Source organism: Shewanella sp. 30m-14, from assembly GCF_052977125.1.
In genome coordinates this window covers 175,873-198,702 of sequence record NZ_JBRILW010000006.1, presented here as the reverse complement: position 1 = coordinate 198,702, position 22,830 = coordinate 175,873, and the positions used below count along the sequence as shown (strand labels likewise).

Annotated in this window: 21 protein-coding genes; 10 read left to right on the top strand and 11 right to left on the bottom strand. The window is 43.6% G+C overall.

Annotation, left to right across the window (positions count from 1 at the left end; all coding sequences use genetic code 11):
• The 3 genes from ppnN to ACVBIU_RS06890 all read left to right on the top strand — a co-directional run bounded on the left by ppnN (nt 1) and on the right by ACVBIU_RS06890 (nt 2,667).
• On the top strand, nt 1-1,353 hold the full coding sequence (gene ppnN / locus ACVBIU_RS06900; RefSeq protein ID WP_447160039.1) for a nucleotide 5'-monophosphate nucleosidase PpnN: 1,353 nt from the start codon (nt 1-3) through the stop codon (nt 1,351-1,353).
• Between the two features lie 36 nt (nt 1,354-1,389).
• The gene (xni, locus tag ACVBIU_RS06895; protein WP_447163369.1) at nt 1,390-2,148 is read left to right on the top strand and encodes a flap endonuclease Xni; all 759 of its coding nucleotides are present in this window, start codon (nt 1,390-1,392) and stop codon (nt 2,146-2,148) included.
• A gap of 132 nt (nt 2,149-2,280) precedes the next feature.
• Nucleotides 2,281-2,667 (top strand): DUF3192 domain-containing protein, encoded by a 387-nt coding sequence (locus tag ACVBIU_RS06890; protein WP_447163368.1) that lies wholly within the window; start codon nt 2,281-2,283, stop codon nt 2,665-2,667.
• A 77-nt stretch (nt 2,668-2,744) separates the two neighbouring features.
• Here ACVBIU_RS06890 and ACVBIU_RS06885 read toward each other — a convergent pair whose 3' ends face one another.
• Nucleotides 2,745-2,966, bottom strand: a complete 222-nt coding sequence (locus ACVBIU_RS06885) for a hypothetical protein (RefSeq protein ID WP_447160042.1) — start codon at nt 2,964-2,966, stop codon at nt 2,745-2,747.
• 703 nt (nt 2,967-3,669) lie between these two features.
• A complete protein-coding gene (locus ACVBIU_RS06880) occupies nt 3,670-6,465 on the bottom strand; it encodes a prolyl oligopeptidase family serine peptidase (RefSeq protein ID WP_447163367.1) in 2,796 nt (931 codons plus the stop codon).
• A gap of 253 nt (nt 6,466-6,718) precedes the next feature.
• Between ACVBIU_RS06880 and ACVBIU_RS06875 the strand changes: the two genes are divergently transcribed.
• A complete protein-coding gene (locus ACVBIU_RS06875) occupies nt 6,719-7,729 on the top strand; it encodes an isocitrate dehydrogenase (RefSeq protein ID WP_447160044.1) in 1,011 nt (336 codons plus the stop codon).
• Between the two features lie 105 nt (nt 7,730-7,834).
• Here ACVBIU_RS06875 and rlmM read toward each other — a convergent pair whose 3' ends face one another.
• The 4 genes from rlmM to ACVBIU_RS06855 form a co-directional block, all read right to left on the bottom strand.
• A complete protein-coding gene (gene rlmM, locus ACVBIU_RS06870; protein WP_447163366.1) occupies nt 7,835-8,917 on the bottom strand; it encodes a 23S rRNA (cytidine(2498)-2'-O)-methyltransferase RlmM in 1,083 nt (360 codons plus the stop codon).
• Between the two features lie 260 nt (nt 8,918-9,177).
• A complete protein-coding gene (locus ACVBIU_RS06865; protein ID WP_447160046.1) occupies nt 9,178-9,564 on the bottom strand; it encodes a DUF423 domain-containing protein in 387 nt (128 codons plus the stop codon).
• A gap of 78 nt (nt 9,565-9,642) precedes the next feature.
• The gene (locus tag ACVBIU_RS06860) at nt 9,643-10,380 is read right to left on the bottom strand and encodes an alpha/beta fold hydrolase (RefSeq protein ID WP_447163365.1); all 738 of its coding nucleotides are present in this window, start codon (nt 10,378-10,380) and stop codon (nt 9,643-9,645) included.
• A complete protein-coding gene (locus ACVBIU_RS06855; protein ID WP_447160048.1) occupies nt 10,361-11,272 on the bottom strand; it encodes a transcriptional regulator GcvA in 912 nt (303 codons plus the stop codon). The genes ACVBIU_RS06860 and ACVBIU_RS06855 overlap by 20 nt, the downstream gene beginning before the upstream one ends.
• Nucleotides 11,273-11,452: 180 nt before the next feature.
• Between ACVBIU_RS06855 and ACVBIU_RS06850 the strand changes: the two genes are divergently transcribed.
• Nucleotides 11,453-11,686, top strand: a complete 234-nt coding sequence (locus ACVBIU_RS06850) for a hypothetical protein (RefSeq protein WP_447160049.1) — start codon at nt 11,453-11,455, stop codon at nt 11,684-11,686.
• A 153-nt stretch (nt 11,687-11,839) separates the two neighbouring features.
• Here ACVBIU_RS06850 and thiI read toward each other — a convergent pair whose 3' ends face one another.
• From thiI to pomA, 4 genes are all read right to left on the bottom strand, one after another.
• A complete protein-coding gene (gene thiI, locus ACVBIU_RS06845) occupies nt 11,840-13,294 on the bottom strand; it encodes a tRNA uracil 4-sulfurtransferase ThiI (RefSeq protein WP_447160050.1) in 1,455 nt (484 codons plus the stop codon).
• A 112-nt stretch (nt 13,295-13,406) separates the two neighbouring features.
• Nucleotides 13,407-13,550, bottom strand: coding sequence for a hypothetical protein (locus ACVBIU_RS06840; protein WP_447160051.1), 144 nt, complete (start codon nt 13,548-13,550; stop codon nt 13,407-13,409).
• A gap of 14 nt (nt 13,551-13,564) precedes the next feature.
• Complete coding sequence (locus ACVBIU_RS06835) at nt 13,565-14,533, bottom strand: flagellar motor protein MotB (RefSeq protein WP_447160052.1); 969 nt, start codon at nt 14,531-14,533, stop codon at nt 13,565-13,567.
• 4 nt (nt 14,534-14,537) lie between these two features.
• Nucleotides 14,538-15,305 carry a flagellar motor protein PomA gene (gene pomA, locus ACVBIU_RS06830; RefSeq protein WP_447160053.1) on the bottom strand — a complete coding sequence of 256 codons (768 nt, stop codon included), beginning with the start codon at nt 15,303-15,305 and terminating at the stop codon, nt 14,538-14,540.
• A gap of 444 nt (nt 15,306-15,749) precedes the next feature.
• On the opposite strand from pomA, the gene xseB reads away from it, so the two are divergent.
• The 3 genes from xseB to dxs are packed head-to-tail and all read left to right on the top strand — an operon-like array spanning nt 15,750 to nt 18,759.
• The gene (gene xseB / locus ACVBIU_RS06825) at nt 15,750-15,989 is read left to right on the top strand and encodes an exodeoxyribonuclease VII small subunit (protein WP_447160054.1); all 240 of its coding nucleotides are present in this window, start codon (nt 15,750-15,752) and stop codon (nt 15,987-15,989) included.
• A complete protein-coding gene (ispA, locus tag ACVBIU_RS06820) occupies nt 15,990-16,871 on the top strand; it encodes a (2E,6E)-farnesyl diphosphate synthase (RefSeq protein WP_447160055.1) in 882 nt (293 codons plus the stop codon).
• Nucleotides 16,872-16,893: 22 nt separating this feature from the next.
• Complete coding sequence (gene dxs / locus ACVBIU_RS06815; RefSeq protein WP_447160056.1) at nt 16,894-18,759, top strand: 1-deoxy-D-xylulose-5-phosphate synthase; 1,866 nt, start codon at nt 16,894-16,896, stop codon at nt 18,757-18,759.
• 133 nt (nt 18,760-18,892) lie between these two features.
• On the opposite strand, the gene grpE is transcribed toward dxs, so the two are convergent.
• Nucleotides 18,893-19,495 (bottom strand): nucleotide exchange factor GrpE, encoded by a 603-nt coding sequence (grpE, locus tag ACVBIU_RS06810; protein ID WP_447160057.1) that lies wholly within the window; start codon nt 19,493-19,495, stop codon nt 18,893-18,895.
• Between the two features lie 99 nt (nt 19,496-19,594).
• Between grpE and nadK the strand changes: the two genes are divergently transcribed.
• Nucleotides 19,595-20,473: an NAD(+) kinase gene (gene nadK, locus ACVBIU_RS06805; protein ID WP_447160058.1), complete on the top strand. Its 879-nt coding sequence runs from the start codon at nt 19,595-19,597 to the stop codon at nt 20,471-20,473.
• Nucleotides 20,474-21,131: 658 nt separating this feature from the next.
• A complete protein-coding gene (locus ACVBIU_RS06800) occupies nt 21,132-22,775 on the top strand; it encodes an L-lactate permease (RefSeq protein ID WP_447160059.1) in 1,644 nt (547 codons plus the stop codon).
• Nucleotides 22,776-22,830: the final 55 nt, after the last annotated feature.

Here is a 22,830-nt window from a genome sequence, read left to right as displayed (position 1 = left end):
ATGATTGTAAAAATTAGTCCTCGTGGAAGCCTAGATCAACTGTCACAACTGGAAGTTGATCGATTAAAACAAAACGCAAAGAGTGAACTTTATCAGCTTTACCGTAGCTGTTCACTCGCCGTTCTCGCATCAGGCCTACAAAGTGATAATGCCGAAGGCCTCTTCACCCAATTTAGTGATTTTAATATCAGTGTCCTGCGCCGTGAGCGCGGCATTAAGATTGAACTGATCAATCCGCCAGAAGAAGCCTTTGTTGACGGTGAAATTATTGCGGGGATCCAAGAACACCTGTTTTCGGTACTCAGAGATATCGTGTATATCAATGACAAATACGAGAACCTCAAGCACATCAATCTCACCAATGCTAATCACATCACTAACGTGGTCTTTGATATCCTACGTAATGCCCGCTCAATGCCGATGTTGGATCCCAATGTCGTTGTCTGTTGGGGTGGTCACAGTATCAACCCTATTGAATTCCAATATACTCGTGAAGTGGGTTATGAATTAGGTCTACGTAAACTCGATATTTGTACCGGTTGTGGTCCTGGCGCAATGGAAGGACCTATGAAAGGTGCGGCGATTGGCCACGCTAAGCAACGAATTAATCACGCCCGCTATATTGGTCTAACAGAGCCGAGTATTATTGCTGCAGAGCCACCGAATCAGATTGTAAATGAGTTGGTGATCTTGCCCGATATTGAAAAGCGTCTAGAGGCGTTTGTTCGCTTAGGTCACGGAATTATTATTTTCCCAGGCGGTGCCGGTACAGCCGAAGAGTTACTCTACCTGTTAGGTATTTTGCTTAATAAAGATAATCAAGATATTCCCTTTCCATTAGTCCTCACAGGGCCTAAAGAAAGTGAAGAGTATTTTCTACGTATCGATGAGTTTATTGGCGCGACCTTAGGTGCAGAAGCTCAAAGTAAGTACCAGATTGTGATTGATGATCCAGTAAAAGTGGCTCGCATTCAAAAACAGGCAATGGAAGAGATTAAAACCTTCCGCAGAGAAAATGGTGACTCATATCAATATCAGTGGTCGTTAAAAATAGAACCTGAATTCCAGCTACCATTTGAGCCGACTCATGAGGTAATGAGTAACCTAGATCTACACTTTCAAGCCAATAAAGCCGAGCTCGCTGCAAACCTTAGAAAAGCATTCTCAGGTATCGTAGCTGGTAATGTTAAAATGGACACCATTAAAGCTATCGAAGCCAATGGGCCCTTTGAGCTTAAAGGAGATCCCAAGCTTATGGCACTAATGGATGACCTATTGAGCGCTTTTGTATCACAGCAGCGGATGAAACTACCAGGAAGCGCTTACGTTCCCTGCTACAAAGTCATTAAATAACCACTTAACTAAGAAAATTAGAAATAAAGCGAATAGATGAATAAATTTCTTATTATAGATGGCATGAACTTAGTGCGGCGCATTCACGCCGCACAGCCAAATGAATCCGATATCACAGGGCTTAAAGAACGAGTCAATGGTGCATGTCGTAAACTACTTAAGTTCCATCAGCCCAGTCATGCCGCTATCGTTTGGGATGGTGATGCCATTTCATGGCGTAAAGCCCTATATGAAGACTATAAGAAAGGCCGTAAACCTATGCCAGAAGCGCTGGCTAATGGTCTTAACGATCTCAAAGCCTATCTTGCAGAGCATCAACTTAACTCTATCAATGCAGACTCTGAAGCTGATGATGTCATCGCAACCTTGGCGACTAAACTGAGTAGCATGAATGGCGAAGCAATTATCGTCTCGACCGACAAAGGTTTTAGTCAGTTAAGCCACCCTAGTATCAAGCGCTGGGATCATTTTAATCAAGACTATTTAACTATCGAAGAGATGGAGAAAAAGTTGGGGGTTGAACGTACTCAGTTTATCGATTATTTAGCGCTTGCGGGTGATAGCGGCAATAAAATTCCTGGCGTTCCGGGCATTGGCCCTAAGTCAGCCGTTGAGTTACTCAAAATTTTTAGATCCTTAGCTAATATTTACAGCTCCATCGATAAAGTGGGGTCTAAACAAGCCAAAAAACTTGAACAAGGCAAACAGATGGCGCGCCTAAGCTATAAATTGGTTCAACTGCAAACTGAACTACCTTTGAATGTCAATTTAAAGCAGTTTAGAATTGAACCATAAAACCAATCAGTATAAACAGTAGCCCACACTTACAATTGTTAACACAAAGTTGCTCACACAGCATTTACCTAGCGGCATTCAAGTAGTACCTTAACGCTACAGAAAGAATTATGTGAAGGAAGCACTACTAGGATGAAATCTAAACTCCCAGTCATTGTCATCAGTATCTTTGTGGCTTATGTCGCCTTTGTCGCCGTGATTATGGTCTCGTATGATCCCAGTCCAGATGAAATGGATTGGGAAGATAGGCAAGCCTACAATAAAGCGCTGATGAATGAAGTGATTATTGGCCAAACTATCGAAGAAATTAAAACCTTGTTCGGAAAAGCTGATTTTACTGAAGCCAAAATATCTGACGAGCAGAGCTTACAAGTACTCTTTTACCGTACTCATCATAAGACCTCAGATGGTGAAACATCCAAAGAGGAGTGCACTCCTTTACTCTTCAAACAGGGTAAGCTTATAGCCTGGGGAGAAGATACCTATAATCAGTATTTGGCAAGCCCGATAGACAGTTAAGCGCTACAAAACTAAAAAGCAGCGAAAGTTATCGCTGCTTTTTAATGCTCAACTTATACAATAATAAAAGCTGATAATTACTGGCTCTCTTTCTCCAGCTGTTGATTCGCCTTTTTTTCCGCTTCCTCTCGTTGCTTAAGCTGTTGCAATAATCGTTGTTGTTCTGATTGCTTAATCTTGCTTGATTGCTTTTTAGCTTCCCATTCCGGCTCGCCTTCTAATGGTGCTTTGGCACTCACCGATAACGGTAAAGCCAATACCAATACACTCATTAAGCACATACTTTGTAGCTTGTTCATTTACGCTCCTTGTTGATGAGTTTTGCTTAGGTTGCCACTAGATTATTACCAGATGATGATTACCCTATGATGATTACCTCAATAATGAGGTAACCATGACAATCTGATGACAAATAGCCAATAGCCAATAGCCAAATACAGTCTGACATTCATTGCCCAGCTGCTAACTCAGAGCTAATTACCAAACTATTTCCAAAACTATTTCCAAAACTATTTCCAAACTATTACCAAACTATTTCCAAACTATTTCCAAACTATTTCCAAACTATTACCAAACTATTTCCAAAACTATTTCCAAAACTATTTCCAAAACTAAGCCTGAACTAATCCCAAAACTAAGTCAGAAGTTAACCAGCCATTAGCATATTAAAACTTTAAAAGTATAGACACTTAACGCAAAGCTAATCTGTCACCAGCTAATATTAGTCATGAAAACAGCTAATAGCGCAGGAGCTATTGCTCGGCTATTTGCATATGAAACCGTTACTTTTTATAGGCTATAAATATGCTAAAAAGATAGCCCAAGCGAAACAGGTTTTATTGAAACAAAAATGCCGAGGTCTACACCTCGGCATTTAACACGCTATCAATTCATACTTTATCAGCAGATAGCTATCGGCTAGAGCTCTGTAAGCTAGAGAGCCATAAGCTAGCGATTAATCACACAGGCAATAACTCGCCAGACAAGCTACAACCCATTGGGTCAATCTGCCTTTTTATACTCAGTATAAGCCTCACCTTCACTCAACCATTTAGGTGCTGGAGCCCCTTTTAAGTAATGGTCGAAATATTCCATCATGCGAATACTGTAGTCGAGTTTATTGGGGTATTTTTTCAGGTGATGAGGCTCATCTTCATACTGCAAGAACACCACATCTTTACCCGCTCGGCGCATCGCTAAATACAGCTCAACACCCTGCTCCCAGGGCACCGCATCATCTTTATCACCAAACATAATCATCATCGGTGTTTTAATGCGTTCAACATAAAATACCGGAGAGTTCTCTATATACTTTTGCGGTAACTTAAATAAACTTTCTCCAATACGACTTTGGCCTGTTTCATACTGAAACTGTCTTGCTAAGCCACTACCGTGGCGAATACCGCTATAAGCACTCGTCATATTCGACACTGGCGCACCTGTAACTGCAGCCTTAAAGATATTCGTTTTGGTCACCGCAAATGCTGTTTGATACCCCCCCCAAGAGTGACCTTGAATACCGATAGCCTTTGGATCGGCAATTCCGATATCAATCAAGTGCTGCACACCTGAGGTCAATGCTTGTACTGATGAGTCACCAGGGTAACCCACTTCGAAGCGAATATCCGGTAAGAATACTGCGTAGCCATTATCAGCAAACCAAGCAAAATTGGGACGATGATTAATCTTCATCTGCGGGAAAGCGTGTAATCTATCACTCATAAAGCGATAAAAATAAACCAACACCGGATAACGTTTTCCTTCAACGTAATTTGTCGGCTTAATCAATACACCATCAAGTGGTTTACCGTCACCATTAGTCCACTGTACGAGTTCTGATTGACTCCAATTAAAAGCTTCACGCTGCTTATCGAAGTTTGTTTGACGAGTCGCATCTTGCACGGAGTCATAACTGGCACTATAAAGATCGGGGAACAGATCATACTGCTCCTTTGAATACACAATCGTCTTAGCATCTTTACTGCGTGCGAGTAGCTTTAGCTTATAATCCCCCTTCATTAATGGCGAAACCCCCGCCACACCAACTTGAGCTTGATAAAAGCCATCGCCTTTAGTGATATCACTGTAACCCTGCAGCAGCACTTTTTCATCACTATTTAGCACACTTGGATAGTCTTTATCTTTCACCAGTCCAGTGATTCGATATTGAACACCTTGCTTACGGCCTTCACCAGCGGTTAACGTAAATGTCTCATGGGAGGCCGTATTAACCTGCCAAATATCAAATTTGTCATAGAGCAATAATCCACTGTCGCCGCTAATCCATGGTCCTAAGCCATAACTTGGAGCGTTTGATGGGTAGTCATGATCTTCATTCGCAAACGAAACCCCCAAGCTTTTAGTGATATTCGTACGTCTATCCTGCGCTATTTCATATAAAAAGACGTTGCCGTGTAAGTAATATGAGACAAACTTCTCACCCGGTGACAATTCAGGTTCATCAGAGCTACTTTGCTGAGTTAATAGCGGGATCTTGCGGCCAGTATTGAGATCGACCAAGTAAAAGTCACGATAGAAACCTGCCCAGGTAATCATCTTGCGATACGGCAGATCTGAACTTGCGAGCGCAAAGCGTTGTTGTTGCTGCACCTCAACATCGGGAACGCTCAGGTCGCCAAGCTGCACAAGGTTGTTACCATTAACATGTAATACCGCTAAATAAGTGCGCTTCAACTCTTTTTTATACTGCTTCACTTCATGGGGTTTAATGCGAGGGTCGTCGCCATGCCAGACCCTTAATTCGCGGTTAGCGGTAATCACATCTTTATCAAATAGATCCGCCTGGCTTTCAACTTTAGCAATGTCTAACTGCTGACTCACCTGTGGTACACGACCGAAAAACAAACGTTGGCTATCATCAGAGAATCGCAAATCCGCGTAACGATTCAAGGTCCATTCGACAGCTTGAGGCGCCAAAGTCACCTTGTTATTTTCAAGGTTTAACAATGAGAGTTGATATTCTCGACCATAAGGGGCTGCATTAACGTCGCCATAGGTATAGCCTAAATACTTACCGTCGTTACTTAATGCAATTGAACCAAGTTGTTGCTGTTTTAAACTCTGTACAATCGATGCGGTATTGTCAGCAAGTTTAACCAGTCTTAGTTCATGCTTATTCGTTTCAATATTATTTATCGCTAAAGCGAAATGCATACCTGACTTATCAAAATTAAGTGCGGTAACATCTTTAAAACTTATTGATTTCAGATTGTTAAGTGATACCAACTCAACAAGTGAGCCTTTATCATAATCATCAACTTTTAGCTCTTTGTGACCGTTTTCAGGTTTATCAGCTGATTTGTCATCTTTTTTGCTTTCATCAGCTTCAAACCAAATCGCTAAATGGCTACCCGTCTCGTTGAATTCAAAGGATTTAACACCTTTGTAACGTATCTCTTTGCCCGTTGTGGTATCTAACAAAACTAATCCAGGCTTAAGTTTCTTTTTAGCTTTCTTGGTCGCTTGTTCTGAATCAAGTAAAGGCACCGCATCAACAAATGCTACAAATCGGCCGTCATGACTAATTTTTGGCTTGCTGCCACCTTGTACACTAAACTGTTTATTTGCAATTAAGCTGTTAACTAAACCGTAGCTATCGCCACGATCCGGTGCGACTTCAACCGCAAGTATATTGCCCACATCTGAAAGAATAGGCTTTTTAAGCGATTCGAATCGCATGATATCGTCGGGGGTGATGCTATTTGTGGCCGCCATCAAGTTTGCAGACAGCAAGCTTGTCGATAATAGCAATAATGACTTTATAGGTAGTGACTTCAAGGTCTTCCTCATTATTATTTTATTAGACTAAAGTAGACTTTTTAACCTTCTAACGAACAATCATCGTCATAAGCAGTTATTTATGCAAGTTACCCTACAGAAAAAAACGTGAGATTGCTCACTATTTACTGTGAAAGTTGTTTAAAAGTGTTTAAAATACGTCGAATAAAAAGAAAATAAATTAAAGTTACTTTCCGTGTCCTAAGACATGGTTACACAATTGCAGTAACGCCTAACCTTGGTAGGACTATCCATGACAAAAAGAACTATAACCGTAATCCCTGGTGATGGGATTGGCCCAAGCATTATCGATTCAGCACTAAAAATCCTTGATAAAGCAGGTTGTGATTTTGAGTATGAGTTTGCAGATGCGGGTTTGGTTGCATTAGAAAAGCACGGTGAATTATTACCTCAGCGTACCTTAGAACTTATCGAAAAGAACCGCATTACTCTCAAAGGCCCGCTAACTACACCGGTTGGAGAAGGCTTTACCTCTATTAACGTTAGCCTGCGTAAGCAATTTAGCCTTTATGCAAACGTACGCCCTGTTCTGTCTTTCAAGGGGACTCAGGCTCGTTATGACAATATCGATATCATTACTGTTCGTGAAAATACTGAAGGTATGTACTCAGGATTAGGTCAAACCGTATCTGAGGACGGCGCCACTGCCGAAGCGACCAGTATTATTACTCGTCAAGGCGCAGAGCAGATCACCACATTTGCTTATGAGCTTGCACGTAAAGAAGGCCGTAAAAAGGTGACTATCGTTCATAAAGCGAACATCATGAAGTCAACGTCAGGTTTATTCTTGAAAGTCGCCCGTGAAGTTAGCTTGCGCTACCCTGACATCACGACTGAAGAGATGATTGTTGATGCAACCTGCATGAAGCTGGTCATGAACCCAGAAAACTTCGATGTCATTGTTACTACTAACCTATTTGGTGACATTTTATCGGATCTTTGTGCAGGTCTTGTTGGTGGTCTAGGTATGGCACCTGGTGCAAACATAGGTAGCGACGCCGCTATTTTTGAAGCTGTACACGGCAGTGCACCTGATATCGCAGGTAAGAACCTAGCCAACCCGACTTCTGTCGTCCTAGCGTCAATTCAGATGCTTGAGTACTTGGGCATGTCTGATAAAGCTGAGCTAATTCGCGCAGCAATCACTGCAGTCATCGAAGAAGGCGATCGTACCACTCGCGATCTTGGTGGTACTCACGGCACGACTGACTTCACTCAGGCTGTGATTGAACGTCTATCTTAATCTGCTTTAACCAGCAGTATTAAAAAGGCCCCATGTTTGCACATGGGGCCTTTTTTTATGCTTTCTGCATCAGCCTAGCCTGGAGCTAGACTAACAGTTAACTGGTTACCAAGGTTGATTTGGTCGCAAGCAAAGGTGAACCGTCACTTCATCACGGTCGTGGTATAAATGCTTAGCAGCAATAGAGAAATCATCAACACCGTTTTCTTTTAAGATCTCATCCATCGTCGCCAAAATCGTCGACACTTCTTTATAACGTGCTTTCATAGGCAATTTTAAGTTGAAGATAGATTCTTTAAACCAACCGTTAATCGCCCATGCTTCGATAAGCTCAGCTACGCGAGATGGCTTTTCAATCATGTCACACACAAGCCAAGTGATGTTCTTTCTTGGGGGCTCGAATCTGAATCCATCAGCTTGGTAATGTTTTACCTGTCCAGTATTCATCAAACCTTCATCCATTGGGCCGTTATCGACAGCCGCAACAAACATACCGCGTCTCACAAGCTGATATGTCCAACCACCAGGGCAAGCACCAAGATCCACCGCTTTCATACCACTGCTTAAGCGAGTTTCTTGCTCTTCTTTAGGGATGAAGTGAATAAATGCTTCATCAAGCTTTAGGGTCGAACGACTCGGCGCGTCGGCTGCAATCTTAAGTCTTGGGATCCCCATGAAATAAGGCGAGCTGTTATTACTCAGTGAATAACCCACATAAGCCTGGCCTGATGCTACAAAACACACATGAATAATAGGACGCTTTGGGTTTTCTTTTTCAAGCAGTGTGCCCGACTTTTTCAATGCCTGTCTAAGCGGTACGGTAAACTTACGGCAGAAGTTAGATAGCTCTTTAGCTTCGTTCGTATCAGGCGTTTCAACGCGCAATTCACCCGCTTTATTGACCTGTGTTAACGCTTCAACAATCGGACTGATTCTATCTTGTTCAGGTAAGCCTTTTAGTAACTCTTTTGCAGCAAACATCTGCCGAGCAAAAATAAGTGAGTCCAGACTGATGTTTTTAGCTAAAACTTCAGCATCGCCGGCTTGGAAGCACTGAAAAATGACATAAGCATCATTGGTGTTGGTTTTTACAAATCCACCAATATCAAGCTCAGCCGCACGCACTTGGATCTCAGCTGCGCAATCTTTTTCATAACCAGCACGGCAAAATAAAAATAGGTTTATCATTGAATTTCCTGAAGATAAAAATAATATCAATCAAAGTCTCATTATAAAAACGACACTTGGCTTCAAAGCATAGCGCTTAAAACAGCCAACGTATTTGAATAATTGATACAAAAAAGCGGCCAACAAAGTTGTTGCCCGCTATTTTACACTGTTCAAGCTTAGCTGTGTACTGTCTAAAATTTAATATCGCTACTCGGGTTGACTACATGACTTGAGTACGCTCTATTTTCTTGCAAACACCCCAGTTAAAAACGCCGCAGTTAATCCAGCTCTTTGACTCGATTACGCCAAACAGCCAGCGCAATAAACAACCAACCAAGTAGGAAACAAACACCCCCTATTGGCGTGACAGGCCCAGTCCATTTTGCACCAATTAATGCGTATAAATATAGCGACCCCGAAAACAACACCATACCGGCGATAAACAGATAACCCGCCCAATCCAGCAAACGAGACTTAATCCAGTGTCCCGAAAAAGCCACCACGATAAGTGCGAAGGTATGATAAAACTGATATTCGACACCTAAATTAAAGATGGCAATTAAGTCTGCTGGCGCCACATTTTTCAGTCCGTGTGCACCAAAAGCACCTAATGCCACAGCGATGAAACCACTTAATGCTGCAAGCAGCAAAAATCCATTACGCATTTAACCTCCCAAACGATTACAGTCAACTTTCATCAATGCCACTTTGAGTGCCATATTCAAGTCGTGCATTGCCCATTATTATTTTGCAATAAACCTATTGATAAGCGAGATAGCTTGTTCCAGATTAGCTGCTAAGGTAGTCCCTGACGACTTGCGCGGTTTAAAACCATGATCGCCATCAATTAACCAATGCAATTGAACCTTATTCATTATCGGCCAAGTTTCAACCAAGCCTTTGTGCCCAAATTTATCACGCTCGCCCTGGATCACCATAATAGGGGCCGAACAATTCTCTATAGGCGCTAAACGCGGTTCACCGCCACTGAGTGGAATAAAGGGGTAACCTAAACACACCACACCATCAACCTCTAGGCTCTCGGCCAAGATTGTCGACATGCGCCCACCCATGGATTTACCCACTAAGTAGACTTTATTAGGCTTAAAATGCTGTTTTAGAATACTAAGCTGCTGTGCATAATCGGCGATAAGCTTTGGTGCTCTATCGGGCGGACGACGTTTACCGTCAATGGCATTGGCACGCATGTAAGGAAAGTTAAATCGCACGATACGCGCGCCACTCTCGGCTAAACCTTTGGCCATTGCCGTCATAAACTCATGGCGCATGTTTGCCCCTGCACCATGAGCCAATACGATCAGCGTGTCACTGTTTGCACTATTGCTACTGGGCTCCTCAACCAGATACTGACTGGCATCAAAAACGAACTCCTCGTGTTTCTCGTGAATTAAGCTCGCAACAGCCTCTGCTAGCACACCCTCTAAATACGCTTGCTTTAACTTATCCTGTAAGCAGCTCACTACGAGTCTCCTCTTCGAACATATCAAGCATCCACTCTCTAAAGGCCGCAACCTTACCTATCTCGGCATGGTTTTGCTGGCACACTAGATAATATGCATTCTTACTGACTAAAACTTCAGGAAATGGACAGACCAAACGACCCGCTTTGATATCTGGCCTTGCCAGCACACTGTAGCCTAGCGCCACGCCTTGCCCGTGAGCAGCCGCCTGTAACACTAGTGAAGAGTGACTAAATATCGGTCCCTGGTTCACATTAATATCAGTAATTCCACATTGCCTAAACCAAGCCAGCCAATCTTGGCGGCTAGAGTCATGCAATAAGGTATGGTTTTTAAGATCACTCGGCTTCTCTAGCGGCTTAGGACCATTCAATAATAAGGGGGAACAAACCGGAATTAGCACTTCGTTTCGAAGCTTATCGGCGCGCATACCAGGCCAGTTGCCCATGCCGTAATAAATGGCCACATCAACATCATCGGTGAGTGAACCATCCTCATCATCAACCGCTTTAATCCTTACGTCAATTTCAGGATTTTTCTCGCTAAATTTAGCCAGCCGAGGCACTAACCATTGAATAGCAAAGCTAGGCGAGGTGGCTACTGTAAGCGAACCGATGGCGCTTCGGGCTAACAATCTGTCTGTCGCATCGGCAAGCTGAGTAAAGATATCTTTAATGTCGAGAAAGTAGCTTTGTCCCTCCTCGGTTAACAGCAATGAACGGTTCTTACGACGGAACAGTTTTAATCCAAGATACTCTTCTAATGCTTTAATTTGATGACTCACTGCTGCCTGAGTAACAAACAATTCTTCAGCTGCTCGAGTAAAGCTTAAATGCCTAGCTGCAGCCTCAAATGCCTTTACAGCATTTAGGGGAGGTAATCGTCTTGCCATAGTGATCTGGATCCCGATTTTTAATTAGTTTTTCTAATGCACATTGTTACATTTTATCGTTTGTAAAGGCCAGTCTTTTTGTTCAAAATCTGCCCCAACGAAATGATACTAGTTGGACAACCTCTACGACGTAATGGGGCGTGTCTAACAACCCAAATTTTAGCCTGGAGGCTACCGCGTATGTTAAACCTTAAATCAGTATTTGTTCTTGCCATTCTCAGCGTGTCGGCATCTGTAAGCGCTGATGAAATCAGCATCGATACCAAAGATATTGAAGCGACATTAACAGCTAACTTAGCAGAAAGCATGGAATTAATGCAGGCGCAGCTAACCTCTGAGCTTGATACAATGCTAGTTACTGATGAACAGAAGAAGAACGAAGAAGCCACTGCGCAGCTAATATTAGCTGATTAGTTTTGCTGTAACGACTTCAATGTTAAAAACCACCTATTCGGTGGTTTTTTTGTGTCCGTAAATTGTGATTTAGTGAACATTGAGCACAAAAAAGGCGACTTACTTAAGTCGCCTTTGCAATACCTACGCTAATAGGCGCTCATAGCGCCCAGCTTAAGGACGGTAAACCTTAACATTGGTGTAACCTTGTTCTTGCAGATAAAGGGCCTGTAGCTTACTCATGACCCCACGGTCACAATAAAGCAGGTAGCTCTTCTCTTTATCTAAGTCAGCAAACTGAGTTGCTAACTTATAAAAAGGAATAGGCTTAACTTCTACACCCTCAATGTCCAGCGGAGCTTTCTCTTCCTCTTCAGGAGCACGGACGTCGATAATAATTTCATTCGCGTTAATCGCATCAACGGTTTCTGTTTCAGTGATCTTAGTATCCATCTGTGCAGCAATCTCCCTAATATCGATAATTTCAGCATCGGCAATCACGCGATCAAGTAGGTCTTCAGAGAATTTAGCCTCTTCTGCTTCAACTTTAGATAAAACAGCTTTTACCGTTGGCTTTTGCGAAATTACGCCACAATATTCAGGGATCGACTTAGCAAAATCTTCGGTTCCGATCTGACGGCTAATGTTGATGATATCTTGCTTATCCATGGCGATAAGTGGACGTAAGATTAACTGCTCAGTACAGCGGTCAATCACGTTCAAGTTAGTCAATGTTTGGCTAGATACCTGGCCCATTGCTTCACCCGTCACCAATGCTTGAATACCCATCTTTTGTGCTACACGTGTTGCTGCACGCATCATCATACGCTTTAAGATAACGCCCATTTGACCGTTGTCTATACGCTCAAGAATTTCTTGAACTACTGGGTCAAACGGTACAGAGATAAATTTAACTTTATGCGACTCGCCGTATTTCTGCCATAAGTGATAAGCCACCTGTTTAACACCAATTTCGTGTTGGTCGCCACCTAAGTTGAAGAAACAGTAATGAGTACGTGAGCCACGCTTAATGAACATGTAGCTCGACACACCTGAATCGAAACCACCTGAAATAAGTGATAACACGTCCTCTTGCGTCGCCATAGGGAAACCGCCAAGACCTTCAATACGCTTATCAATAATGTAGAGATTGTCATTATCAATCTCTAGATGCACTGTCATATCAGGATTTTTTAAACGAACGCCTGCCGCCTCAGTAAACTGATTGAGTCCACCACCCACATAGCGTTCAACTTCAATCGAATTAAACTCATGCTTACCCGCACGTTTTACACGTACACAAAACGTCTTACCTGCTAGTTGCTCTTTATAAGCAACTAAAGTTTGTTGGTAGATGTCATCAACAGAAGTAAAGGTACTCACATTCACTTGCAATACATGTGCAATACCTGGAATACAGGCTAAACGTTCGCCAAATGCTTCAACCAGATCAGGCCTATCATCTGGTACCATCACCATGATTTTATCCCACTGGCGTTGTACTTTGGCAGACTCATCTACTTTTTTAAGTACGTTACGAATGTTGGTCTCAAGCATTTTGGTAAAGCGCATTCTTACCGGCTTGCTTTTCATCATGATTTCAGGAAACAGTTTTACGATAAATTTCATTGGTCTTCCGCGAGGTGGTATTTAAACAGCAATTTACCGATTATAACAAGATCACATGGCAATTGCGTATATCCAATCTCAGTTTGTCTCAACAAAACCGTAAATTTTCGCGTTATATATCGATTCTGGGTGTTTTTTGGCAAACCCACACAAGGGTGATGATGATTGAGTGGTTGTTCTCTTGTGAAGTGATCCAGCGCAAACATTGCCAAACAAAAACAGGTAAGCGAGTCACCTCGATTACCTGTTTTGTCATAGCGAGAACCTAGATTATTTACCCACTTGAATCTCTGCCGACTCCTTAGCTTTACCCTGCTCTATCGCGATCTCGACACGTCTATTTCGGGCTCGATTCGCATTTGAGTTGTTTTCAACTAATGGATCTGATGAGGCCATACCAACCACTTTCATACGCTGCTGGTCAAAACCCTTTACTCGAATAAGTTCATGGGCAACCGCGACTGCACGTTTGCTCGAAAGATCCCAGTTAGAGCTATAAAGTTCATTGGAGATATTCCAGTTATCGGTATGCCCCGACACAGTAACAATCCCTGGCACATCCTTTAGTAATTCACCAACACGACGCACCACCGGTTTAAATCTAGGTTGTAAGAAACCCGAACCTGAAGCAAACGATCCCTTTTCACGAATACGGATAATGATTTGTTGGCCTAGGGATTCAATTTCTATCGCCCCGTCAACAATCTCTTTATTGAGCTCCTGTGCCATCTTCTTGACTTGCTCATTGATCTTATCTTGAGCAGATGCTTGAGTCTTAGTGGACTCAGTTTCTGATTTCGCTGCAGATTCAGCCTTAGCTTCTGCCTCACTTTGCTCGACAGCCGTAGCCGATGCTTGACCACCACGCTGCTCTCCGCGTTGTTGCTGAATACCACCAGCACTTGAGTCTTCCCCCTCTTGAAATTCAAGCATAGGTTCAGTCATTTCATTGGTTTGCTGATTAATAATCTCAATGGGGGTCGGTTCTGGCTTGCCTGGGCGAAACTCTAATGCAATAACCGAAGTGCCCTTTGGAATATCTTTCACTTCGACTTTATTTTGTACACCAAAGGCGTATTTCATCGAGCCGGCAATCTGCTTGAACTTCATGACATCCATTTCAGAAAATGCCAGCAGTAATACGAAAAAACACATCAGTAATGACATTAAGTCGGCAAAGGTTGCCAACCAAAGGGGGGCTCCTGGTGGCGGGCAATCACATTTGGCTTTTTTAGCCATCTGCTTACGCTCCGTCCAAGGTGTCTATTTTTCTCGACTTTTCAGTAAGGTAATTCTTTAAAAACCCTTCAATCACCCGTGGATTTTGTCCATCTTGAATAGCCAATACCGCATCCATAATCAAGTTACGGTTTAGCATCTCTTCATTCATCCGTAGTGATAACTTATCAGCAATAGGGATAGCAATCATGTTAGCCACAACCGCACCGTACAAGGTGGTCAGTAGTGCGACCGCCATCGCAGGGCCAATAGATTTTGGGTCATCCATATTAGATAACATGCCCACTAGACCGATAAGGGTACCGATCATGCCCATGGCTGGAGCGACATCGCCGATAGACTTAAAAATACCAATGCCTGTTCTATGGCGCTCTTCAGTCAACGCGATATCTTTTTCTAACGCATCTCGCACCACATCGCCATCATGGCCATCGACCAACATGTCGATCGCTTTTTGCATAAAACTATTACTGATCTCGGCTTCTTCCAATGCCAAAAATCCGCCCTTACGTGCAGCGTCTGCCATGGAGATTGATTGCTCAATCAGATCTTCTGGCTTATCTAGTTTGAAGATAAACGCTTTACCGGCAATTTTTGCTGAACCTAAGAATTGCTTAAGATTGTATTTCATCATCACGACGAACAATGAGCCTATCATCACAATAAGAATCGAGGGCACGTTGATAAAAATACCTATGCCGCCACCACTGACCATCGCCATAATAACGAAGGCAAATGCGCCAATAAGTCCAATTAGGGTTGCTAAATCCAAAACCGCTCCTCAAATACCGAACAAAATACTGCTTGTCTGCAGTCTCAAATGCAAATGGCTACATAGGGTGCCAAGAATAAATTAAGTCGCTAAAATATTACGCCTTTGCTGTCACGGCAAGCGACAAGTCACCAAACAATTCAATAAGCGTCATATTTTCAGCATTTCAACATATATAACGACCAAAAAATGGATCTCTTGAGCGATATTTCCAGCAAATGTGGCGCGGTTTCCGTTAAAATACCCTTTCACTCGCAGGATAGTGCCAAAGCCTCCCGATATGTCTCTTGATCTATTATCTGTTGGCTCACGTATGTTTTACTCACTATGAAAGCATGTTTGTTGTTGAAAGCGTGCTTTTGCGCAAATTGTCAACAGCTTAATTTGACCCATGTGCCCTGCTGATATACTTTGTGTACCGCTTATTTTCTAGGAATGATCATCGTGGCAAAAAAACCAGAAAATCTCTCATTTGAAGATTCACTTTCCGAGCTAGAAAAAATCGTCACCGACTTAGAGCACGGCGATATCGATCTCGATGATGCCTTAAAGCAATTCGAACGCGGGATAAAGCTTGTGCGAAATAGCCAAAGCAAGTTAGAAAATGCTCAGCAAAAGGTCGCAGTGTTAATGCAAGAAGAGGGTGTAGACACTCTCAAACCTTATGATATCGAGGGTGAGTAATTGTTAGTAGAGTCACTTAAGCGATACCAGCAGCGCAGCAACCAACAGCTTGAATTACGTATCGATTCACTCGACAATATTGATCTGCAGCTTAAAGCAGCAATGAAGCATGGTGCGTTGATTGGTGGCAAGCGTATTAGACCGTTTTTGGTTTATGCTGTCGGCGACATGTTAGGTGTTAAACTGACAACACTGGACTCTTGTGCTGCGGCAGTCGAATGTATTCACGCTTACTCACTGATCCATGACGATCTACCTGCAATGGATAACGATGCATTGCGACGTGGTCAACCCACTGTGCACATTGCTTTTGATGAAGCCACGGCCATATTAGCGGGCGATGCACTACAAGCTCTTGCTTTTGAAATCATCAGCGACCCCATTGAAAACATTACTCCATCACAGAATTTAGCCATGGTTAAAGCCTTAGCTAACGCCTCTGGGTATAGTGGTATGTGTGGTGGTCAAGCGATGGACTTAAGCGCCACAAACAAGCAGATTGAATTAGCCACCTTAATAAAGCTTCACAAACTAAAAACCGGTGCCCTTATTCGCTGTGCAGTTGAGTTTGCCATTATCGCCGCAAAAGTCGATGAGCAAGAACGTCAAGCATTACTCGATTTTGCTGATGCTATAGGCCTAGCTTTTCAAGTACAAGATGACGTGCTCGATATTATCGCTAGCACCGAAGAGCTTGGAAAGCCGCAAGGTTCCGATACAGATTCAAACAAAAGTACCTATCCTAAGTTACTTGGATTAGAGGGCGCCCAAAAAACTGCTTCAAGTTTGATTGAGGACGCACTATCAGCGCTGGCCAAATTACCATACAATAGCCAGCTAATTGCAGAATTCGCCCGTTATATCATTGAGCGAAGAGTTTAATAAAGAGACAAAGAATCTCGATATGAGTTTTGATATTTCTCAATTCCCTGTGCTTGCACAGGCTAATACCCCAGATGAGCTAAGACAGCTCCCTCAAGCAGTGTTGCCACAATTGGCAGACGAACTTAGAGGTTTCTTACTGAAGTCTGTGGGTAAATCAAGCGGTCACTTCGCATCGGGTCTCGGCACGGTGGAACTTACCGTGGCACTTCACTATGTGTACAACACCCCATTTGACAGACTCGTTTGGGATGTAGGCCACCAAGCCTATCCACACAAGATCTTAACTGGACGACGTGAAAAGATGCATACCATACGCCAAAAAGGCGGTGTGCACCCATTCCCATGGCGCGAAGAAAGTGAATACGACACCTTTAGTGTGGGTCACTCAGGCACTTCTATCAGTGCCGCTCTTGCTATGGCCGTCGCTGCGGAAAAAGAGCAAGCTGGTCGTAAAGTGGTTGCCGTTATCGGTGACGGCGCAATGACCGGCGGCATGGTATTTGAAGCCATGAACCACGCGGGCGACTTACATAACGACATGCTGGTCGTGCTCAACGACAACGAGATGTCTATCTCAGAAAACGTTGGCGCACTCAATAACCACTTAGCTCAGCTGATGTCAGGTCGTTTCTATACCACCATACGAGAAAGCAGCAAGAAAGTGCTTAAGGGTATGCCGGTTATCAAAGAGATGGCTAAGCGCACCGAAGAGCACCTTAAAGGCATGGTGGTTCCTGGTACGTTATTTGAAGAGCTAGGGTTTAACTATATTGGCCCAATTGATGGCCATGATGTTGATGCGCTGGTTGAAACGATGCGCAATATGCGCAACCTAAAAGGTCCACAGATTTTGCATATCATGACTAAGAAAGGTCGTGGTTATGAGCCAGCAGAAAAAGATCCTATTGGTTGGCATGCAGTGCCTAAGTTTGATCCTTCAACTTTCGAAAAACCAGCAGCTAAACCATGCGACCCAACCTTCTCAGAAGTGTTTGGTAAGTGGCTTTGTGATATTGCTGAAAAAGATGAAAAGGTACTGGGTATTACACCAGCGATGCGCGAAGGTTCAGGTATGGTTGAGTTTTCTCAGCGCTTCCCTAAGCAGTATTTCGATGCAGCGATTGCCGAGCAACATGCGGTAACCTTTGGAGCGGGTTTTGCCTGTGAAGGATACAAGCCTGTTGTCGCTATCTACTCTACCTTCTTACAGCGTGGTTATGATCAGCTTATCCATGACGTAGCGCTGCAAAAGCTACCGGTACTCTTTGCCATTGACCGCGGTGGTATTGTTGGCGCCGATGGCCCAACTCATCAAGGCGCATTCGATTTAAGCTTTATGCGCACAGTGCCAAATATGGTGATCATGGCGCCGTCTGATGAAAATGAATGCCGCCAGATGCTCTATACCGGCTATTGCTATAACGATGGCCCTACCGCTGTACGTTACCCTCGTGGTAGCGCCACTGGCGCTAAGCAAGTCGAAACCATGACAGCAATGCCAATCGGTAAAGGCTTAATTAAGCGTGAAGGCAAGAAGATTGCCATCCTTAACTTTGGTACCTTGCTGGCAAGCAGCTTAACTGCAGCCGAAGCACTCGATGCCACCGTTGCCGATATGCGCTTTGTGAAGCCACTTGATGCTGAGCTGATTAAAGAGCTTGCTGCAAATCACGATGTGCTCGTCACAGTTGAAGAGAACGCGATTATGGGCGGTGCAGGTTCTGGCGTACTAGAGCTATTGCAGACGCTTAAGATGCCAAAACAGGTATTGCTTATTGGTTTGCCTGATGAGTTCATTAAGCACGGCGCGCCAGAAGAGATCATCAGTGAGCTTGGCTTAGATGCGGCGGGTATTCAAAAGCAGATTGAAGACTTTATTGCTTAATAGTAATCAATATAGTTTCTAGCAAGCATTGCGTAATAAAAAGGACTGCCTAAGCAGTCCTTTTTTGTGGCCGTATTTATTGCCGCTATTGCAAGGATCTTACTTAGCACTCATAAGCGCCAAGCGACCATGATTAACCTTGAGAAACCATTACCATCGCAGGGCGAAGTAAGCGCTCGTTCAAGGTATAACCTTTTTGCATCACCATCATCACAGTATTGGCAGGGAAATCTGCACTTGGCTGCATGCCAATCGCTTGGTGTAGCTCTGGGTTAAATGTATCGCCCTGTGGATCAACTTGGACTAAGCCAAACTTCTCTACTGTGCTCACAAAGCTCTTTGCCGTCAGCTCAACGCCTTCGTAAATCGCCTTTGTTGCTTCAGCTTCTGCGTCAGTACCTTGCAACGCACGCTCCATGTTATCTAAAACAGGTAGCAATTCGTTGATGAATTTCTCTAAGGCAAACTTGTGCGCCTTCTCAACATCCATAGCTGAACGACGACGTATATTGTCGACTTCAGCTGCAGCACGGATCACTGAGTCTTTCTGAGATTCAACTTTAGCTTCAGCTTCTTGCAAAGCCTTTTCTAACTCTTCAACACGGAAATTTGCTTGAGTTAACTCATCCATCAAAGCGCCTTCATCTGTTGCTTCAGTGCCATTTTCGTTAAGCAATTCGCCTTCGACGATCTCTTCAACTTGGTTATCTTGTGCTTTATTTGTTTCGTTGCTCATTTTTGCTCCAGCTAAAAATGCTTTGTTTCTGCATGCTCTGAGCATATTATGGGGATCAATTTTAAGGTTTCAAGGCCTAAAGCTGGATCTAACATAAATATGAGCAATACGTTTCACACAATTGGTCTAATTGGTAAACCGAATCACAAGGGAACCACACAGACCTTAAAAAGGTTGCATCATTGGCTTAGCATGCAAGGCTATAAAGTGTTAGTCGAAGAACGAGTCGCCGGAGAACTGGGTCCTCAGGTGCAATCTGTCGATCTATTAGAGATCGGTGCGCAATGCGATTTAGCGATTGTTGTTGGCGGTGACGGTAACATGCTCGGCGCTGCTCGGGTGCTGGCACGCTTTAATATCGGTGTTATCGGGGTTAACCGAGGGAACTTGGGCTTTTTGACCGACTTACCACCAGACTCATTTGAAGAAGCATTATCTAAGGTACTTGAAGGCGAATTTGAAATTGAGCAACGCTTTTTACTCGAAGCCGAAGTGCATCGCCACAATGAGCTTAAATCAAGTAATACCGCAGTCAACGAAGCGGTACTTCATCCAGGTAAAGTTGCACATATGATTGAGTTTGAAGTCTACATAGATGACAAATTCATGTATAGCCAGCGCGCCGACGGTATGATTATTTCCACTCCGACCGGATCGACCGCTTACTCTTTGTCTGCAGGTGGTGCGATATTAACGCCAAACCTCGCCGCGATGATTTTAGTGCCGATGTTTCCTCACACACTTTCGTGTAGACCAATTGTTGTTGATGCGGCTAGCATCATTAAGCTGGTCGTATCGCCCCATAACGGTGATAACTTAGAAGTCAGTTGTGATGGTCATGTACACCTGCCGGTTCTGCCTGGTGATGAAATTATCATAAAACGCAGCCAAGAAACCTTAAGGCTTGTGCATCCTAAAGGGCATAACTATTTCCACGTTCTTCGTACCAAGCTAGGTTGGGGAAGCAAACTTTTCTAATCCCTTCTATCTAGGATCTTCTACTCAGCTAGATGTCGATACTTTTTAAGCCTTATTTACAGGCATCAGTTATCGGCATCTGCCGCCTCAATAATTAGCTTCCCCGCCAACTTTTGATGTAACTTTCACTACATTGGTGTTAATTAGCTACAGTTCTCATCCCTGCTTGATTCAAACACATCAAAACATAATGTGATGCCTCAAAAGTTCATCTCTATTAAAAACATTAACTTAGATTAATAATGATAAATATGACGGGCAGACAAAAAACAAAAACCAGATGCAGATCACACAAGCGTTAAATCTCGCTTACCTTATTCGCTGCCACATAAGAAATTTACCGATCAAATCTAAGGTGAATGACGCTCAAGATGGTAGGTTCCAGCACTTTTAGTACTAAGAATGACGCCCTTTATACTTTTCTTATGCCTACCTAGCATTCAACCAACAATTATACGTGACACGCATCACATAGTCGCAAAACGCAAAACCATGACCCGTCTCACTAATGGCATTATCAAGCACAATTGATAAGCAGCATGATCTAGATCATGTTTACATTTTTCTAAATCACGTTTAGTACACACCGCTTTTCGTAATAACTAAAAAATTTGAAAGCAACAATTGAAGTTAGATACTCAAACACATCGAGGCAAGCATGACCTTTATTCAACTACTCGCAAGCTTAACGCCGATTATCAGCGTAATGCTGTTCCTGGTCCTACTACGGATGCCAGCATCTAGAGCGATGCCTATTTCTATGGTATTTACAGGACTTGCAGCAGTATTCGTTTGGCAGATGGACACAACCTTCCTGGCCGCTTCAGTGGTTGAAGGCTTGCTGTCAGCATTAACGCCACTAACGATCATCTTTGGTGCTGTGTTCCTACTTAACACCCTTAAGTATTCTGGCGCGATGGATACTATCCGCGCTGGTTTCACCAATATTAGTGGTGATGCGAGGGTGCAGGTGATCATCATCTGCTGGTTGTTCGGCTCGTTTATTGAGGGTTCAGCAGGCTTTGGTACCCCTGCGGCAATTGGTGCACCACTACTTGTGTTACTTGGCATTCCTCCTATTGCAGCAGCCGTTGTCGCCTTGATTGCTGACTCAACATCAGTCTCGTTCGGCGCCATTGGTCTTCCCGTTCTGTTCGGTATGGAGCAAGGCCTAACTCAGGGCGGCGCAAATATGGCCGCACAGCAAATTGCCCAGCACGGTGGCAGTTTTGCAGATTATGCGCAGTTTATTGCCATGCACATGATCACCATAGACTTAATCACTGGTACCCTTATTCCACTGACAATGGTAGCAATTCTCACAGGCTTCTTTGGTCGTAATAAGTCATTTAAAGAAGGCTTAGCCATATGGAAGTTCGCGCTATTTGCAGGTCTTGCGTTCACCGTTCCAGCTTGGTTAATTAACTACTTTGCAGGCCCGGAGTTCCCGTCAGTTATTGGTGCGCTTGTGGGTATGGCACTGGTTATCCCTGTTGCTAAAAAAGGCTACCTATTGCCTAAAGAGCAGTGGAATGACTTTGCTGAGAACGATGGTAAAACCAGTCAAGCATTAGAGACTGACGTTAAGTTCTCGCAACTTGCCGCTTGGTCTCCTTATTTAATTATGGCGGCATTACTGGTGCTGTCACGTACCGTTGCACCACTTAAAGCCTGGTTATCTAGCTTTAACATCAGCTGGACAGGTTTACTCGGTACAGAGTTAAAAGCGGGCTTTGCCACACTTTACGCACCTGGCGCTTTCTTTGTTTTAGTCTGCATCCTAGGTTTCTTCCTATTTAGAATGAAGTCGCCTGCCATTAAAGAGTCTATCTCAGTCTCTTGTAAGTCTATGGTGCCGACGATTATTTCGCTTGGGGCCTCGGTCCCTATGGTTAAAATTTTCTTAAACTCTGGCGAAAATGCCTCAGGGCTTGCCTCTATGCCTGTCGCACTCGCCGATACGCTCGCTAACAGCATGGGCGCGGTGTGGGCTTGGGTTTCGCCAATTGTGGGAATTTTCGGCGCCTTCTTATCAGGATCGGCTACCTTCTCAAACATGATGTTTTCAGGCCTACAGTACAGTGTTGCCGATAATATTGGAGCTAACCATGCACTTATTCTCGCAATGCAGGGCATTGGTGCTAACGCCGGTAACATGATGTGTGTAATGAACGTTGTTGCCGCTGCAACGGTTGTTGGTATGGCTGGGCGTGAATCTGAAATTATCCGTAAAACCATGCCTGTGGCACTAGGCTATGCTTTAGTCGCGGGTACTATCGCTGCAGTTTGGGGTGGCTTTTAAGCTCTTGCCTCCTTTTTTAAAGCAACGTATATAGCAAATTTTATAAAAATAATAA